The following is a 15343-nucleotide window of genomic DNA, read 5'->3' as shown; positions in this document are numbered from 1 at the left end:
GGGTGCGGTCCCAGGTCCGGGCCTGACGAAGATCTTCAAACGTGGCGGCTAACCTTACGTATCCGTCCTGGCCAGGGATTGACGGAACCAACTCATGCGAAGGGTTGCGCAATGGGCATTCTCGACCTCCTGCGAAACGCGTTCGGAAAGTCACGCAAGGGGCGTCCGTCCGAGGGTGCCGAGCCCGTCGTGCCGGAGGCACGTCAGGAGACGGCACCGGAACCGGCCGCCGAACCGGCACCGGCGGCACCGGCTGCACCCTCGGCAGCGACCGCACCGACCGCCACGACCGCCACGGCCTCCGAGGCCGATGTCCGCGAGTCCGAGGCCTCGGCCTCGACCCCGGCGGCCGAAACCAAGGCGTCCGGCCTGGACGACCTGGTATCGGCGGCGTTCGACAACGTGTCGGTCCCGAAGCAGACGCCTCCGGCGGAGCAGCCGGAACCCGAGCCCGAGGCGAAGCCTGCGGAGGCGGCCGAGCGCACGCCTGCGGCACCGGAGCCGGAACCCGAGCCGGAGCCGGAGCCGGAGGCGAAGCCGGAACCGGAGGCCAAGCCTGCGGCCGAGGTGGCTCCTGAGCCGGAGCCCGAGCCGGTCGTGGAGACCGAGCCTGTGGCCGAGGTGGTCCCGGAGCCGGAGCCGGTCGTGGAGCCCGAGCCGGTCGCCGCCGAGGCCCCGGCCGCCGAGCCCGAGGCGAAGCCTGAGCCCGTGGTGGAGCCCGAGCCTGTGGCCGAGGTGGTCCCGGAGCCGGAGCCGGTCGTGGAGCCCGAGCCGGTCGCCGCCGAGGCCCCGGCCGCCGAGCCCGAGGCGAAGCCTGAGCCCGTGGTGGAGCCCGAGCCGGTCGCCGCCGAGGTGACTCCGGAACCCGCCCCCGCGCCCGAGCCCATCGCCGCGCAGGCGGACGAGCCGGCGGCCGCCGACGGCGCCGAGGCCCCACAGGGGCCACCCGCACCCGACGACGAGAGCCGCACGGGTAGTGCGGGCGGGAAAAACAACCCGGCCGAAGGCGAAGCCGAGGCCGGACCCGGGGCCGACCTGCCCCCCGCCCTCGCCACGGCGTACACCGCCGCCGCCACAGCCCTCAAGAAGCACGACCTCACCAAGGCCCGCGCCAAGGTCTACCTCGTCCTGGACCGCTCCGCCTCCATGCGCCCGTACTACAAGGACGGCTCCGCCCAGGCCATCGGCGAACAGTCCCTCGCCCTCGCCGCCCACCTCGACCCCAAGGCAACCGTCCACGTCGTCTTCTTCTCCACGGAGCTGGACGGCACCGGCGAGCTCACCCTCACCGACCACGAGAACAAGATCGACGAGCTGCACGCCTCCCTCGGCCGCATGGGCCGTACGAGCTACCACGCGGCCGTACAGGAAGTGATCGCGCAACAGCAGAAGTCGGAGGACCCGACGGCCCCCGCCCTCGTGATCTTCCAGACGGACGGCGCCCCGGACGCCAAGACCCCGGCCACCCAGTCCCTCACGGACGCGGCGAAGAACCACCCGGGCGTCTTCTTCTCCTTCGTCGCCTTCGGAGAGCACGACAACAAGGCCTTCGACTACCTCCGCAAGCTGAAGACCGAGAACACGGCCTTCTTCCACGCGGGCCCGACCCCGCTAGAGCTGACGGACCAGGAGTTCTACGAGGGCGTACTGGCGGCCTGGCGCCCGTAGGCCACCGGTAGGCACCTGTAGGTACCTGGCACCCGTGAGCGCACCTCCCGCTCCACCCCCGGGCCGCCCGCTTCTCACCCCGAAAAACGGGGAGCGGGCGGCCCATACCAGTCGGCTACGATTTCAAGGTTCGTAGACGGTCGAAGCACCAGAGAACCGTCACCCCGCGTAGCGACTTGGGAGCAGCCCGCGATGGCTCGACACCTCATCACCAGCGCCCTTCCGTACATCAACGGGATCAAGCACCTGGGCAACATGGTGGGGTCCATGCTCCCGGCGGACGTGTACTCCCGGTACCTCCGCCAGCGCGGCCACGACGTCCTCTACATCTGCGCGACGGACGAACACGGCACCCCGGCCGAGCTGGGCGCGAAGGAGCAGGGGCTCCCGGTCGACGAGTTCTGCGCCCAGGCGCACGACGCGCAGAAGGCGGTGTACGACGGCTTCGAGCTGGCCTTCGACTACTTCGGCCGCAGCTCGTCCCCGCAGAACCGCGACATCACGCAGGAGATCGCGCGCGAGCTCAAGGCCAACGGGTTCATCGAGGAGCGGGCCATCCGCCAGGTGTACTCGAATGCCGACGGGCGCTTCCTGCCGGACCGCTACATCATCGGCACGTGCCCGCACTGCGGCTACGACAAGGCCCGCGGCGACCAGTGCGAGAACTGCACGCGCGTCCTGGACCCGACGGACCTGATCGACGCGCGCTCGGCGATCAGCGGCAGCAGCGACCTGGAGATCCGCGAGACCAAGCACCTCTTCCTCCTCCAGTCCGCGCTGGCCGGCGAGGTCGAGTCGTGGGTCGACGAGCGCGCCGACAACTGGCCGATCCTCGCTTCCTCGATCGCCCGCAAGTGGCTGACCGAGGGTCTGCACGACCGCGCGATCACCCGAGACTTGGACTGGGGCGTCCCGGTGCCGGCCGACACCTGGCCGGATCTGGCCGCCGAGGGCAAGGTCTTCTACGTCTGGTTCGACGCGCCGATCGAGTACATCGGCTCGACGAAGGAGTGGGCGGACCAGGACCCGGAGAACCGGGACTGGCGCTCGTGGTGGTGGGAGTCGGACGCCGACGTCCACTACACGCAGTTCATGGGCAAGGACAACGTGCCCTTCCACAGCGTGATGTTCCCGGCGACCCTGCTGGGCACGCGGGCGCCGTGGAAGAAGGTCGACGTCATCAAGGCCTTCAACTGGCTCAACTACTACGGCGGCAAGTTCTCCACGTCCCAGAAGCGCGGTGTCTTCACGCACGACGCGCTGGAGATCCTGCCCGCCGACTACTGGCGTTACTTCATGATGGCCAACGCCCCCGAGTCCGACGACTCGTCCTTCACCTGGGAGCACTTCACCGCCACGGTGAACAAGGACCTGGCGGACACGCTCGGCAACTTCGTCAACCGCGTCCTGTCCTTCTCGCGCAAGCGCTTCGGCGACGACGTCCCGGCGGGCGGCGAGCCGGGCGAGGCGGAGGCGAAGCTGGGCGCGGAGATCGCCCGTCTCCTCGCCGAGTACGAGGAGCACATGGAGGCCATCCAGTTCCGCAAGGCGGCGGCCGCGCTGCGCGCCCTGTGGTCGGCCGGCAACTCCTACCTGGAGGAGAAGGCCCCCTGGCTGGAGATCAAGACGAACCCCGAGGGCGCGGCCCTCACCCTGCGCACCGCGATGAACCTGATCCACCTCTACTCGGTGGTGTCGGAGCCCTTCATCCCGGCCTCCTCCAAGGCGATGCGCTCGGCCTTCACGCTGACGGACGACACGGCGGCCTGGGTCACGGCGGACGAGGCCCGCGCCCTGTCCTCCGTCCCGGCCGGTACGCCCTTCACCGTGCCCCCGGTCCTCTTCGCCAAGATCACGGACGACGACCTGGCGGCCTACAAGGAGCGCTTCGGCGGCGAGCCGGAGTAACTCACGAACGTTCAGTGCACGGGGCCCGGTGACGTCGTACGACGTGACCGGGCCCCCTGCGTCGTTGCCGATGCCTTGACCCTCACACGGTGTCAGGCGCTGAACTCGGAGACGTCATGTTCACCATCGGAGACTTCGCCCGACACGGTCGTGTCTCGGTCCGGATGCTGCGCCACTATGACGCGACCGGACTGCTGCGCCCGGCTCATGTCGACCCCACGACCGGCTACCGGTACTACTCGGCCGCTCAGCTCACCCGCCTGAACCGCGTCATCGCACTCAAAGAACTCGGTTTCACCCTCCAGCAGGTGCAGGACATCGTGGACGAGAGGGTCGGTACCGAGGAACTGCGCGGCATGCTGCGGCTGCGGAGGGCCGAACTGGAAGCCACGATGGCCGCCGAGGCGGCACGTCTAATCCAGGTCGAGGCAAGGCTCCGGTCGATCGAAAGCGAGGGCCGCATGCCCACGAACGACGTCGTCATCAAGCAGGTCCCGGCTGTCCGGGTGGCGGAACTGACCGCGACCGCCGCCAGTTACGAGCCGGAGGACATCGGACCTGTCATCGGACCTCTCTACCAGGAGTTGTTCCGCCGCCTCGAAGCGGCCGGTATCACCCCGTCGGGCCCCGGCGTGGCCTACTACGAGGACGCCCCGGAAGGCGGCGGCGCCATCCACGTCCATGCCGCCATGGAGGTCTCGGCCCCTGTCCAGGACGGTGACGTCCGCGTACTCGATCTGCCGTCCATCGAGCAGGCCGCGACGATCGTCCACCGCGGCTCGATGGACACCGTGCTGCCCACGGCCCAGGCCTTGGCCCGCTGGATCGACGGCCACGGCTACCGATCGGCCGGCTATCCCCGGGAGATCAACCTGGAGTGCCCCGAGAACCGCGAGGAGTGGGTGACGGAATTGCAGGCCCCGGTCACCAAGGCCTGACGGAATACGCCACGAAGTCTGCCCACGCCTCCGGCGTCAGAGCGAGTTCAGGGCCGCCTATGTTCTTGGAGTCGCGGACGTGGACGGTGCCGGGGGCGCTGGCGACTTCGATGCAGGAGTCGCCGTCAGGGCCGCTGCTGTAGCTGCTCTTGAACCACTTCAGCTCGGAGGAGTCTCCGGCAGAAGCCTTGCGGATCATGATTCTCCAAGCAGTTGCTCAATGAGGGCCAGTGACTCCCCCGGTGGAAGAGCCTGAGCCCGGATGGTGCCATACCGCAGCTCAAGGATGCGGAGCTGCTTAAGATCGGAAGTGGGGCGGCCGTTGTAGGCGCCTTCGGATCGCCCCACAGCCGTTCCGTCAGCGAACTTGAGGACCTCGATCCTTCCACTGAGTCCTGGGTGAGCTCCGCCGCTCGTCGGCATCACCTGAAGCGTGACGTTGCGCAACCGGCCCACCTCCAGCAGACGTTCGAGCTGCTGACGCCACACCATTGTGCCTCCAACACGGCGTCGTAGCGTCGCCTCTTCCTGTACGAAGCTGAGCGAAGGCGCTGGTGATCGCTCGAAGACGGACTGCCGGGCCATGCGAGCAGCCAACACGCGCTCCAAGTCGTCCTGCGAATACGCGGGCTGCCACACCTCGAACAAGGCTCGCGCGTGCTCAGGGGTCTGCAACAGGCCGTTGACGCTGATGCACTCGTACACGCCGATCTCGACCGCCTTGGCCTCCATCTGCGCCAGATCCCGAACCTTCTTCGGATACCGGACCTTCGCCACATCCTCCTTCATCGCCGAGAGCAACCCACCCGCCCCCAACACCTCGTCCACGTTGTCCAGATACTCGGCCCGGGGAATCCGCTTGCCTCCCTCGATCTTGTAGACGAGGTCCTCCCCGTACCCCACCGCCGCCCCGAACTCGGCGGCGCGCATGCCCGCCGCCTCCCGCCGCAACTTCAGCTGTCGCCCCACAGTCGCGACGACCGCCACGCCCCAGTCGTCGTCCGGGTCCACCTCCCAACCCGGCTCGTCCGCCTCGCTCTTGAGCCGTCGTACCTCGCCGTCCACCGACATCCCGCACCCCTCCGTCGTACGTCCGTGCCGCAACGCCCGTACTCCTACGGCCGGTTCCGACAGCCCGGACAACAGTGGACAAGCTCCGGACAGTCTCCGTACGCATCGGCGTCGTCACTGTTCACGGTAAGCACGCACCGCCACGCTCAGTGACGTGAACAAGGAAAAGTCCACCCAACTCGACACTCCGACCCGTCACTTCAGCGTCCTGCTGTCGCCTACGCCACGCGGCGCCCGTCTCGCCCGGCTCCTCGGCACAGAGTGGCTGCGCAACTGGGACCTGCCGTACGGCGTCACCGAGGCCGCCGAGCAGCTGGTCGCCGAGCTCGCCGCGAACGCCGCCAGCCACGGCCGCCTCCCCGGGCGGGACTTCCGCCTCGCCCTCCTGGCCAGCAGCGAGACCCTCCGCATCGAGGTGACGGACACACGCGGTGACGACCTCCCGTGTCACCGACCGGCGTCCCCCGACACCGAGTCCGGACGCGGCCTGCTCCTCGTCGAGGCTCTCGCGGACCGCTGGGGCGTCGAACTGGGCCCCGTCCCTCGCAAAACCGTATGGGCCGAACTCGACCTGGCACCGCACCCACCGGAGCCTGACGCCGTGTGTTCCGGTGGGCCTGGCGCTCTTCCCAAAGAACCACGAGAGGGAAAGACCCCTCACCAAGCCCCACCCCTCCCGCCCACGGCGCACGCTCACTCGGGCGAGTGAACATCACCAACTCGGCTGGCTTCGGGACAGGTTGGCTGCTCTACGCTCAGCGCGGCCCACACAACCGCAGACATGCGACGGCCCCCGCCGGGACTGCAATCCCAAAGCGAGGGCCTGACCACCGAGGAAGAAGAGGCTTCCCGATGGATACGCAGAACCCTAGCGTGCACCCGCACGCCCAGACCCGTACCACGGGCAAAAACCACCCGCGCCAGGCCGCCCGTGCGAACACTCACCCGGGCGGCGTCATCCACGACAACTCCCGCCACACCACCCGCTTCACGGTGATCGGCAACCATCTCGCCCAGCACCCGGAGCTGTCCGGACTGGCCATCGGACTCGCCGTCCACATCCAGTCGCTCCCCACCGGCGCCCGCGCCGACATCAAGACCCTCGCCGCCCGCTTCCCCGAAGGCCCGACCCGTATCGCCGCCGCCCTGCGCGAACTGGAGACCCACGGCTACCTGCGCCGCACCCTTTCTTCCGCTGGGCCGGTACTCCATCTCTTTCGACGAGGCAGAGGAGATGCTGGTCAGTGCCACCGAGTTCGAGGACTCCTCAACTCGCACAGAGTTGTGGGACGGCCTCCACAACTATCTCGACCCCTTCCTCACGCTTGAGGACACCTACGCGGGAGCCCTCGGAGGCCTTCCCCTGATCCACAGGCTGTGGCTCGGCGGCAGCTTCGTCAGCACCAAACTCGACCCCGGGAACATCGACGCCACACTCCTGATCGACACGCGCGCCGAACGTGCCATACGTGGAAAGCCGGGCTCGAAGTGGCTGACCACCGCCTTCCAGAGCCGGGCCAGAATGAAAGAGAAGTTCGGCGTCTCGCCGCTTCGCATCGGGTACCAACCCGTTGCGCATATCTTCGAGACAGACCGCTTCACTCTCGATGAACGGACATACTTCACACAACGGGGTGTGTGGGATGACTGGTGGCAGCGCTGCCGGCTGCGCGATCAGAACGACCGCTCACCGTCCGAAGAGAGTGCCGCCCCGGCACGCGGTTATCTGGAGGTGCGACTGTGACCGGCGACAGCTGGCGCGAGGACAGGCGCGCGCTCCTGGGGGACGACCCCGCCGAAACGGAGCGTGCCGCGCGGCTGCTCGACGCATTGGGCACCGAGGACCGGGACGACGAGGAGATCGAGGCTGAACACCGCGCGAGCCGCCTGGCAGCGGCACGCGAGTACGCTCCGGACGCCCGGCTCGAAGAGGAACTCCAGCTCCGATTGACCGGACCGGCCACTGCCGGCGGTGCTCTCCGCTTCGAGTGGGGTGACGCGCTGCTCGAACCCGTGGAGCACATGGTCTCCGTGGCTGCAGGTACTCCGGTACAGCTGGAACTCACCGGCATCTCCGCCGGCAGTACCGTCGTGCACGCACGACCCGTCACCGTTCCCGTCGACTCAGCCGAACCCGACGGCCTGGACGTCCCTGCCACATCGGCCGCTGCCACGAGGCTCGGCACTCTCACCACACTGCTCGACGCTCTGGAATCGGAGCGCGACATCCGCGAATGGGTGAAGCTCTTCGACGCGATCGAAGCGGTGTCCCGGGCGCTGAGCCGATACGAACTGAACCTCGGAGTGACCTGGTACGACGCCGAAGGTGGGTTGCGCCGCGCCCGGCTGACCGAGCGGGGCAGGCGCTATGTGAAGCGGCTCCGGGAGACAAGGGACCGCGACCAGGAGATCACCATCTCCGGCAGGGTCACCGAGCTGCGGGAGAGCGGCTTGGTGAAAGTGAAGACGGGCACCGCGAAGAACGCGCCTGCCTACGATGTCCGCTTCGAGGATCCCGAGGAACTGCTGCGCATGCGCCCCGGCTTGGGGGACAACGTCCACTTCCGCGTCCGGTTCCGGCAGCAGCTGGATTCCATGGGCATCGCCCGGTCCGCCGAGTACACCTATCTGGGCCCGGCGGCGCAACAGACGTCGCTTCCCCTCGAACCGTAGACGCGCCCACCACGCGCCCCGACCGGTCGCTCCTGGCCATCGGGCCGACGGTGCACATCTCTCTCTTCGAAAGCGAGTAGCCGCAGCCATGGACGCCTCCTTTTTCACGGTGCACGCCCTGCAGGAGAACCTGGAGTCGGTCCGTAACCAAGGCCGTCACGAAGTCCGCGTCGAATCCATCATGATCGTCTTGGAGCACCGCGGCATCGAGGTCCCCTTTTTCGTCAGCCAGCGGATCAGCCACTGCCTCGACCCCGACATCCTGCGCACCTGGCTCATTCGCGCCCTCACCGCCACCTCCGCCGTAGAGGTCATCCGGAACGAATAGCCGCTGCCGGGAAAGGCGGGACTGCCGGCCCGTCTTTCTGAGGGCAGCGACCTGGCGTTGCGCCACACCTGGGTGAGTGATTGCTTCCCCGCGGGCTGGAGTCCGGCGGAGAGCGTCGGACTCCAGCCCGCTCCGAGCCCGCGGTTGCCCAAGGAAACACCAACCCTCAGATGTCGAACTCGTCGTCGCGCGTCTCCGGTAGGGCCAGCAGGCACAGGAGGCTCAGCAAGCAGAGGCTGCCGGTGTAGAAGCCGAGCACCAGCGGCGATTCCCACCGGCTGTTCAGCCAGGTGGCGATGGACGGGGCGAAGCCGCCACCGAGCGTGTTGGCCAGGATGAACGCCGCGGAGGCACCGGTGTAGCGCAGCCGGGCGGGGAAGAGCTCCGCGAGGAAGGCCGCCGCCGGAGAGAACATCAGCGCGAGCAACATGAGCCCGACGGTGTACGCCCCTGTGATCAGTACGGCGTTGCGCGAGCTCAGGGAGGCGTACATGGGTACCGCCCACAGGACGGAGCCGGCAGCTCCGGTCAGCATCAGCGGGCGGCGGCCGATCCGGTCGGCCAGATGCGCGACCGGGAGGGTGACGGCGATTCCGGCCGCCGCGCCGATGCTCGCGGCGGTGAGCATCGTGTTCTGGGGGATGCCGAGCGCCTTCGGTGCGTACGAGAGGCTGTAGACGATCGTCAGGTAGTAGACGGCCGAGCCGCCGATCGCCGCTCCGATGCCGAGCAGCAGCCGGCCCGGGTACTCCTTGACCAGCGTGCCGAGCGGGAAGCGGGACACCGGTGTCGGCGCCTGTGCCGTACGGCGCGCCGCTGAGCTGAACACCGGCGACTCGGAGACCGTCGCACGCACCCACAGGCCGATCACCACGAGCACCGCGCTGAGCAGGAACGGGATCCGCCAGGCGCCGTCCGTGAAGCCGTCCCGGCCCGCGATGTTGAGGGTGGGCAGGATGACGGCGGTGGAGAGAAGGAAGCCGAGCGAAGGGCCGGCGTTCGGGATCGACGCGTACAGCGCGCGGCGTCCGGGCGGCGCGTGCTCGGTGGCGAGCAGCACCGCCCCGCCCCACTCGCCCCCCATGCTCACGCCCTGCAGCAGACGGAGCGTCACCAGCAGTACGGGAGCGAGGAGTCCGGCGGTTTCGTACGTCGGCAGCAGTCCGACGCCCACCGTTGCCACGCCCATCAGTAAGAGGGAGATGACCAGGGCCTGCCGGCGGCCCAGCCGGTCACCGATCGTCCCGAACAGGACGACACCGAGCGGCCGGGCCAGGAAGGCCGCGGCGAAGGTGAGGAACGCCGCCAGGGAGGAGACGGTGGCGTTGCCGGAGGGGAAGAAGGCGGGACCGAGGACGAGCGCGGAGGCGGTGCCGTACACGGCGAAGTCGTAGTACTCGATCGTGGTGCCGACCAGGCTCGCCACGGCGACCCGCGGCGCCTTGCTCTTCGCTTCCGGCGGTGGTGACGCGGCCGGTCTGGAGCCGACGGTCTCGGGCACGGTCTTGGACGGTGAATCAGGCATGGGGGGTTCACTTCCGGTACGCCCGGGACCGAACGGGTCCGGGGCCAGCTTGGGGACGGCCACGCATGTAACAGGAACCGGAGTGCGCCTGTCACCCTAAACCCGGAAATTCGTTTTCGACAAGGAAGAAGCGTCGGTTGACCTCGTCCGATAAACCGAACGCGGCCGCACAGGCCGGCGAAACAATAAGCACCTGGTTACACGAGCAACAGCAATAAAGCACTTGATGCGGCTATGGACAGGGACAGATCGCCTCAATACACATAGAGCACACCGCACACGCCACCTCGCCATTTACCGCATAACCCCCCACGAACATCACCGTTCGACGCCGTCAACCCCGTCATTCCTGTCGATTCGCTGTCAATAATCATGCAAGGGACGACATAAAAATTTGCGGGTGATCACGCCTTGCCAACCGTAATCACGCACGAAATGCTGACGCGTAGACGAATTTGAAAGTTCTACGACCATCGCTTTTCGGACACGGGGACCCACACGGGGTGGTGCTGTTCGACATTCCGAAATGTTCACCAGAAGTCGCTGCCGGACCTTTGCCACGCAGCCCTTTGGGCTGGGAAGGCGCATTTTCCATGCTGAAAACTGGCAAGCTATTTCGTTTGAGACGACTGTCATTGGCGGGTGACGACAGGCACCTGCTCGTGCCACTCGACCACAGCGTCTCGGACGGCCCCATCGTCCCGCCCGGCCAGTGGGACGATCTGGTGCGAGCGCTCGTGGCCGGCGGGGCCGACGGGATCATCGTCCACAAGGGACGTGCCCGCGCCCTGGCACCGGACATCCTCAAGAGCTGCGCCCTCGTGATGCACCTCAGCGCCAGCACCGCCTGCTCCGCCGATGTCAACGCCAAGGTGCTCGTCGGCGATGTCGAGGAGGCGCTGCGGCTCGGCGCGGACGCGGTCAGCGTCCATGTGAACATCGGATCGGACACCGAGGGGCAACAGCTCGCCGATCTGGGGGCGGTGGCCCGCTCCTGCGACGCGTGGGGCATGCCGCTGATCGCGATGGTCTACCCCCGGGGCCCCCGGATCGAGGACCCGCACGATCCCGCCCTCCTCGCGCACCTGGTCAACGTCGCCGCGGACCTGGGCGCCGACATGGTGAAGACCTCCGTCGCCCTGCCGCTGGAGCGCATGGCCGAGGTGGTGGCGCACAGCCCCATCCCCATCCTGGCGGCCGGAGGCCCGCCGGACGGCTCCGACCTCATCGAGTACGGAACCGCCGCGATGTCCGCCGGCTGCCGGGGGCTTGCCATCGGGCGCCGGATCTTCTCGGACCCCTCACCCGCCTCGCTGGTGTCCCGGCTCTCCGAGGTCGTGCACGGCGACAGCGGCAAAAGCACCAACAGCACCAACGGAATGACCGATGACATGGCTCAGTACTCGACGATCGTGGCAGGTATCGCATGAGATTCGCATGGATCGATCTCCGTGAAGTCCCCAGGCCGCAGCTCCAGGCGGTGGTGGACGCGGCTGTCCACACCCGGATGGCCGGGGTGCTGGCCACCGATGCCGAACTGCTCGGGACGCTGCCCCCGACCCTCACCCGGGTACTGGCCCCCGGCGGCCCGGCCACGGGCACCGCACAGAAGCCCGGCGACAAGGAGGCCAGGGAAGCGAGGGAGGGCAAGGAAGCCAAGGACGGCAAGGACGCCAAGGAAGGCAAGTCCGCGGCCGGCGCCAAGTCCCCGGCCGACGCCGGAATCGACCTGCTTCTGCGGAAGTTCACCACCCAGGAGGAGCTGGACGCCCTCGCCGCGGACAACCGTGCCGCCGCCGGTGGCACACCCGCCGCCGGCTTCATCGACGTACGGGACGACCGCACCCTGCGGCTGTCGTACGGGGGCGCCATGGTGCTGCCGTACACCGTCATCCACTTCGCCGACCCGACCAAGATCCCTCTGGAGATCGTGCTCGCCGCGGCCGAGTCCGCCGAGGGCAAGCTGGTGACCGTCGTCGCCGACCTGGAAGAGGCGGCCATCGTCTTCGACGTGCTTGAGCGCGGCTCGGACGGCATCCTGTACGCACCCCGCAGCGCCGACGAAGTGTTCGCGCTGGCACGGCTGCTGGAAGCCACCACACCCCAACTGGAGCTGTCCACACTGACCGTGGAGAGCATCCGGCACGTCGGTCTCGGCGACCGGGTCTGCGTGGACACCTGCTCGCACTTCGAGGAGGACGAGGGCATCCTCGTCGGCTCGTACTCCTCCGGGTTCATACTCTGCTGCAGCGAGACCCACCCGCTGCCGTACATGCCGACCCGGCCGTTCCGGGTCAACGCCGGTGCCCTGCACTCGTACACGCTCGGACCCGAGAACCGCACCAGCTACCTGAGCGAGGTCGGCTCCGGAACCGCCCTGCTGGCGGTCGGCGCCGACGGCCGCACCCGGCGGGTCGTGGTCGGCCGGGCGAAACTCGAGTCCCGGCCGCTCCTTGAGATCCGCACGCACGCCGAGGACGGACAGCTGGTCAGTCTGACCGTGCAGGACGACTGGCACGTACGCGTGCTCGGGCCGGGCGGGAAGGTCCTCAACGTCACCGAACTGCAGACCGGCGACGAGCTGCTCGGCTATCTGGCCACGGACAAGCGCCATGTGGGCCTGCCGATCGGCGAGTTCTGCAAGGAGGTCTGATGGACACCCTGGTCCAGGCGCTGTTCGACGGGCGGGACGACGAACTTCCCTATCTGACGCACCGCCAGGAGACCATCACCCGGGGAGAGTTGCGGGAACGGGTCGGCAAGCAGGCCGAGGTGTTCGCCGGATTCGGCATCGGTCCGGGCAGCACCGTGGGCCTGCGCACTCCGCCCAGCTTCACCCAGGTCGAGGTGCTGCTCGCGCTGTGGCGGCTCGGCGCCCAGGTGATGCTCTTCGACTTCCGGCTCAAACCGGCCGAGGTGGAGGCGCTCTGCGCCTCCTGCCGACCGCAGTTCATGGTCCGGGCCGGTTCCAATGTCCGGGCGGCGTTCGGTTTCCAGCCCGAGTACGAGGTCGTCACCGAGTGCCGCAGAACCGGCGCCCCGGCCACCACCGACCACCGGCTGGTCCAGTTCAGCTCGGGCTCCACGGGGCGGCCGAAAGTGATCGGCAGGACCGCCCGGTCGCTCGCCGCCGAGGTGGAACGGTTCACCCTGATCCCCGGCATGCCCGGCGAGGGCGACCGGGTGCTGCTGCTCAGTTCGACGGCGCACAGCTTCGGTCTGATCGGCGGGCTGCTGCACTCGCTGGCGGCCGGTGTCTCCGTGGTCTTCGCGCCCCGCGTCTCGGCCCGCGACATCCTGCGGACCGCGGTGGACCACCGGATCACCGCCCTGTTCGGGGTGCCGATGCACTACGAACTGCTCGCCGCCGCCATCGATCCCCCCGAACTGCCCGAGCTGCGGGTCGCGGTGTCGGGCGGCGAGATGATGCCCCCGGACGTCGCGGCGCGGTTCGCCGAACGGTACGGCGTGCCGGTCGGCGAGTCCTACGGGACCACGGAGACCGGTGTGGTCGCCATGGACGCCGGCGGCGCGCTCCGTCCTTCGGTCGGCCCGGCCGCACCGGGAGTGGTCGTACGGGAGCACAAGGGCGAACTGGACGTCGCGCTGGAGGAGTCGCCGTATCTCTTCGACTCGGGCGGCACCCAGTACGCGGACGGCTGGCTGCACACCCGGGACCGGGCCACGGTGGACGACACCGGGGCGGTCCGGGTGCACGGCCGCGCCGACTCCCTCGTCGTGATCGGCGGCCTCAAGGTGGATCTCACCGAGGTCGAGAACGTGCTGCGCGGGCATCCGGCGGTCGAGCAGGCGGTCCTCGTCCACGAGGACGTGACCGAGGCGTATGTCGTGGTGGCCGCCGAGGGCGAGTGCCCGTCCGCCGAGGAGCTGCTGCGCTGGTGCCGGGAGCGGCTGGCCGACTACAAGCTGCCGCGGGTGATCCGGCTGATGGAGTCCCTGCCCCGCACGTCCAACGGGAAGCTGCTGCGCCAGGCGGCCCCGCTGCGGGCGGCGGCGACTCAGGCGGCCGCGATACAGGCGGCCGCGGCGGGCGGTCGGTAGCCCGGGCGGTCTGTCCCCCTCGTCCCCCTCCCTTCTCCTCTCCCTCCCCCTTCTCCTCTCCCCTTCGCATGCCCCTTTCACAGGAGATTTCCTTTCATGAGTACGTCAACCCTGGAAGACGAGATTCGCGAGTTCGTCCTGACCACGGTCATCGACGAGATGAACATCCTGATGAGCCGTGACGGCATCACGGACGAGAGCCCGGTGACGGTCAGCGGGCTGGAGCTGGACTCACTGAGCCTGATCGAGCTCACTCTGCGGCTGGAGACGCGGTTCGGCGTGGAGATACCGGATACCGACATCGAGCCCCTGGCCTCCCTGACCCTCGGCGGACTCGTCGCCGAGGTGGTCCGGCGCGGTGCGAAGGCATGAGCACGGGAGCCACAGCGAGCGACACGGCCGGCCGTACTCCCGCGCCGGCACCCCTCACCACCGACACCGTGCGCGAGCTGCTGTCGGACCGCAAGATCTTCCCGGGGGTGCCCGACGACCTCGGCGAGGACGCCGAACTGGTGCTGGACTCCCTCGGGTTGGTGTGGCTGCTGCACACGCTGGAGGAGCGCCACGGCCTGGTCGTGGAGCCCACCGACGAGGACATCGCCGGGCTGACCTCGCTCCGGCGGCTCACCGAGTTCCTGCGCGCCGCCCAGGCGGACCGGGCGGAAGGGGGCGCCGGCGATGAGCGGTGAGGTGACGGTGACCGGATTCGGTGTACGCACCGCTTTCGGCACGGGCGCCGGGGCCCTGCGGCGCGGGGTCTTCACCGGAACCCCCTCGTTCACGGCCACCACGAGGTTCGACACCGGCCCGTACCGTACGCCGATGGCGGCCGCCGCCCCGGACGGGCCCGACGCGGTCGAGGACTGGGCGCTGCGCCACGCGCTCGCCCAGTGCGGGGCGGAAGCCGTCGACATGGCCGGCCTGCCCTCGGACACGGAGCGCGGCGGTACGCCGGGCAGCGGTACGGCAGGCGGCGGTACGGCGGTCCTGCTCGGCATCGCGGGCGACAGCACCAGCATCACCCGCTACTGGCGGGCCGCCGACGCGGCGAGCGCAACAGGCGCGGCGGACGCAACAGAGGCGGCGGCGGAGCGGCCCGCGGACGCCGTGCCCGCGCGGACCGCCGACGCCGTGCCCGCGCGGCTCACCGAGGTGCTGGCCGGGCGGCTC

The 15343-nt window shown here is 68.9% G+C and carries 15 protein-coding genes and 2 pseudogenes; 14 read left to right on the top strand and 3 right to left on the bottom strand.

Translation table 11 applies throughout. The features are described from left to right. Positions 1 to 111 precede the first annotated feature (111 nt). The 3 genes from FE633_RS06505 (at position 112) to FE633_RS06495 (ending at position 4514) form a co-directional block, all read left to right on the top strand. On the top strand, positions 112 to 1668 hold the full coding sequence (locus FE633_RS06505; protein WP_138044141.1) for a VWA domain-containing protein: 1557 nt from the start codon (positions 112 to 114) through the stop codon (positions 1666 to 1668). A gap of 192 nt (positions 1669 to 1860) precedes the next feature. Further along, positions 1861 to 3576, top strand: a complete 1716-nt coding sequence (gene metG, locus FE633_RS06500) for a methionine--tRNA ligase (protein WP_138044140.1) — start codon at positions 1861 to 1863, stop codon at positions 3574 to 3576. A gap of 116 nt (positions 3577 to 3692) precedes the next feature. Then, positions 3693 to 4514 (top strand): MerR family transcriptional regulator, encoded by an 822-nt coding sequence (locus FE633_RS06495; protein WP_138044139.1) that lies wholly within the window; start codon positions 3693 to 3695, stop codon positions 4512 to 4514. On the opposite strand, the gene FE633_RS06490 is transcribed toward FE633_RS06495, so the two are convergent. Both FE633_RS06490 and FE633_RS06485 read right to left on the bottom strand, forming a co-directional pair. After that, a complete protein-coding gene (locus FE633_RS06490) occupies positions 4501 to 4713 on the bottom strand; it encodes a DUF397 domain-containing protein (protein WP_138044138.1) in 213 nt (70 codons plus the stop codon). The genes FE633_RS06495 and FE633_RS06490 overlap by 14 nt on opposite strands. Beyond that, on the bottom strand, positions 4710 to 5585 hold the full coding sequence (locus tag FE633_RS06485) for a helix-turn-helix domain-containing protein (RefSeq protein WP_138044137.1): 876 nt from the start codon (positions 5583 to 5585) through the stop codon (positions 4710 to 4712). The genes FE633_RS06490 and FE633_RS06485 overlap by 4 nt, the downstream gene beginning before the upstream one ends. A 154-nt stretch (positions 5586 to 5739) precedes the next feature. Here FE633_RS06485 and FE633_RS06480 point away from each other — a divergent pair, with 154 nt between their 5' ends. The 5 genes and pseudogenes from FE633_RS06480 to FE633_RS06460 all read left to right on the top strand — a co-directional run bounded on the left by FE633_RS06480 (position 5740) and on the right by FE633_RS06460 (position 8586). After that, positions 5740 to 6294, top strand: coding sequence for an ATP-binding protein (locus FE633_RS06480; protein WP_138044136.1), 555 nt, complete (start codon positions 5740 to 5742; stop codon positions 6292 to 6294). A 143-nt stretch (positions 6295 to 6437) separates the two neighbouring features. Next, positions 6438 to 6767 (top strand): annotated as a pseudogene (locus tag FE633_RS48110) (helix-turn-helix domain-containing protein); the annotation flags it as partial. A 52-nt stretch (positions 6768 to 6819) separates the two neighbouring features. Next, positions 6820 to 7329, top strand: coding sequence for a DUF6932 family protein (locus tag FE633_RS06470; RefSeq protein ID WP_246113462.1), 510 nt, complete (start codon positions 6820 to 6822; stop codon positions 7327 to 7329). Further along, positions 7326 to 8258 (top strand): hypothetical protein, encoded by a 933-nt coding sequence (locus tag FE633_RS06465; protein WP_138044134.1) that lies wholly within the window; start codon positions 7326 to 7328, stop codon positions 8256 to 8258. Before FE633_RS06470 ends, FE633_RS06465 begins: the two co-directional genes overlap by 4 nt. Positions 8259 to 8346: 88 nt before the next feature. Next, positions 8347 to 8586: a hypothetical protein gene (locus FE633_RS06460; protein WP_138044133.1), complete on the top strand. Its 240-nt coding sequence runs from the start codon at positions 8347 to 8349 to the stop codon at positions 8584 to 8586. Between the two features lie 166 nt (positions 8587 to 8752). Here FE633_RS06460 and FE633_RS06455 read toward each other — a convergent pair whose 3' ends face one another. Then, entirely contained in the window at positions 8753 to 10111 is a 1359-nt protein-coding gene (locus FE633_RS06455) for an MFS transporter (RefSeq protein WP_138044132.1), read from the bottom strand. A gap of 593 nt (positions 10112 to 10704) precedes the next feature. Between FE633_RS06455 and FE633_RS06450 the strand changes: the two genes are divergently transcribed. From FE633_RS06450 to FE633_RS06425, 6 genes and pseudogenes are all read left to right on the top strand, one after another. Then, a complete protein-coding gene (locus FE633_RS06450; protein WP_138044306.1) occupies positions 10705 to 11541 on the top strand; it encodes a class I fructose-bisphosphate aldolase family protein in 837 nt (278 codons plus the stop codon). Continuing rightward, positions 11538 to 12764, top strand: a complete 1227-nt coding sequence (locus FE633_RS06445) for a 3-dehydroquinate synthase II family protein (RefSeq protein WP_138044131.1) — start codon at positions 11538 to 11540, stop codon at positions 12762 to 12764. The genes FE633_RS06450 and FE633_RS06445 overlap by 4 nt, the downstream gene beginning before the upstream one ends. Beyond that, positions 12764 to 14173, top strand: coding sequence for a class I adenylate-forming enzyme family protein (locus tag FE633_RS06440; RefSeq protein ID WP_138044130.1), 1410 nt, complete (start codon positions 12764 to 12766; stop codon positions 14171 to 14173). Before FE633_RS06445 ends, FE633_RS06440 begins: the two co-directional genes overlap by 1 nt. Before the next feature lie 96 nt (positions 14174 to 14269). After that, positions 14270 to 14545 (top strand): acyl carrier protein, encoded by a 276-nt coding sequence (locus FE633_RS06435; RefSeq protein ID WP_138044129.1) that lies wholly within the window; start codon positions 14270 to 14272, stop codon positions 14543 to 14545. Further along, positions 14542 to 14862, top strand: a complete 321-nt coding sequence (locus tag FE633_RS06430) for an acyl carrier protein (RefSeq protein ID WP_138044128.1) — start codon at positions 14542 to 14544, stop codon at positions 14860 to 14862. Before FE633_RS06435 ends, FE633_RS06430 begins: the two co-directional genes overlap by 4 nt. Then, positions 14852 to 15343 (top strand): annotated as a pseudogene (locus tag FE633_RS06425) (beta-ketoacyl-[acyl-carrier-protein] synthase family protein); the annotation flags it as partial. The gene FE633_RS06430 and the pseudogene FE633_RS06425, both read left to right, overlap by 11 nt.

The organism is Streptomyces montanus (assembly GCF_005786655.1).
Taxonomy (GTDB): domain Bacteria; phylum Actinomycetota; class Actinomycetes; order Streptomycetales; family Streptomycetaceae; genus Streptomyces; species Streptomyces sporangiiformans.
Note: the sequence above shows the minus strand (reverse complement) of the source record. Positions and strands in the feature narration are given on the sequence as shown.

Coding starts and splice junctions, on each gene's coding strand:
- FE633_RS06455 (WP_138044132.1), bottom strand. CDS start 10,111: ATGCCTGATTCACCGTCCAAGACCGTGCCCGAGACCGTCGGCTCCAGA.
- metG (WP_138044140.1), top strand. CDS start 1,861: ATGGCTCGACACCTCATCACCAGCGCCCTTCCGTACATCAACGGGATC.
- FE633_RS06435 (WP_138044129.1), top strand. CDS start 14,270: ATGAGTACGTCAACCCTGGAAGACGAGATTCGCGAGTTCGTCCTGACC.
- FE633_RS06495 (WP_138044139.1), top strand. CDS start 3,693: ATGTTCACCATCGGAGACTTCGCCCGACACGGTCGTGTCTCGGTCCGG.
- FE633_RS06440 (WP_138044130.1), top strand. CDS start 12,764: ATGGACACCCTGGTCCAGGCGCTGTTCGACGGGCGGGACGACGAACTT.
- FE633_RS06505 (WP_138044141.1), top strand. CDS start 112: ATGGGCATTCTCGACCTCCTGCGAAACGCGTTCGGAAAGTCACGCAAG.
- FE633_RS06490 (WP_138044138.1), bottom strand. CDS start 4,713: ATGATCCGCAAGGCTTCTGCCGGAGACTCCTCCGAGCTGAAGTGGTTC.
- FE633_RS06460 (WP_138044133.1), top strand. CDS start 8,347: ATGGACGCCTCCTTTTTCACGGTGCACGCCCTGCAGGAGAACCTGGAG.
- FE633_RS06445 (WP_138044131.1), top strand. CDS start 11,538: ATGAGATTCGCATGGATCGATCTCCGTGAAGTCCCCAGGCCGCAGCTC.
- FE633_RS06430 (WP_138044128.1), top strand. CDS start 14,542: ATGAGCACGGGAGCCACAGCGAGCGACACGGCCGGCCGTACTCCCGCG.
- FE633_RS06450 (WP_138044306.1), top strand. CDS start 10,705: ATGCTGAAAACTGGCAAGCTATTTCGTTTGAGACGACTGTCATTGGCG.
- FE633_RS06470 (WP_246113462.1), top strand. CDS start 6,820: ATGCTGGTCAGTGCCACCGAGTTCGAGGACTCCTCAACTCGCACAGAG.
- FE633_RS06485 (WP_138044137.1), bottom strand. CDS start 5,585: ATGTCGGTGGACGGCGAGGTACGACGGCTCAAGAGCGAGGCGGACGAG.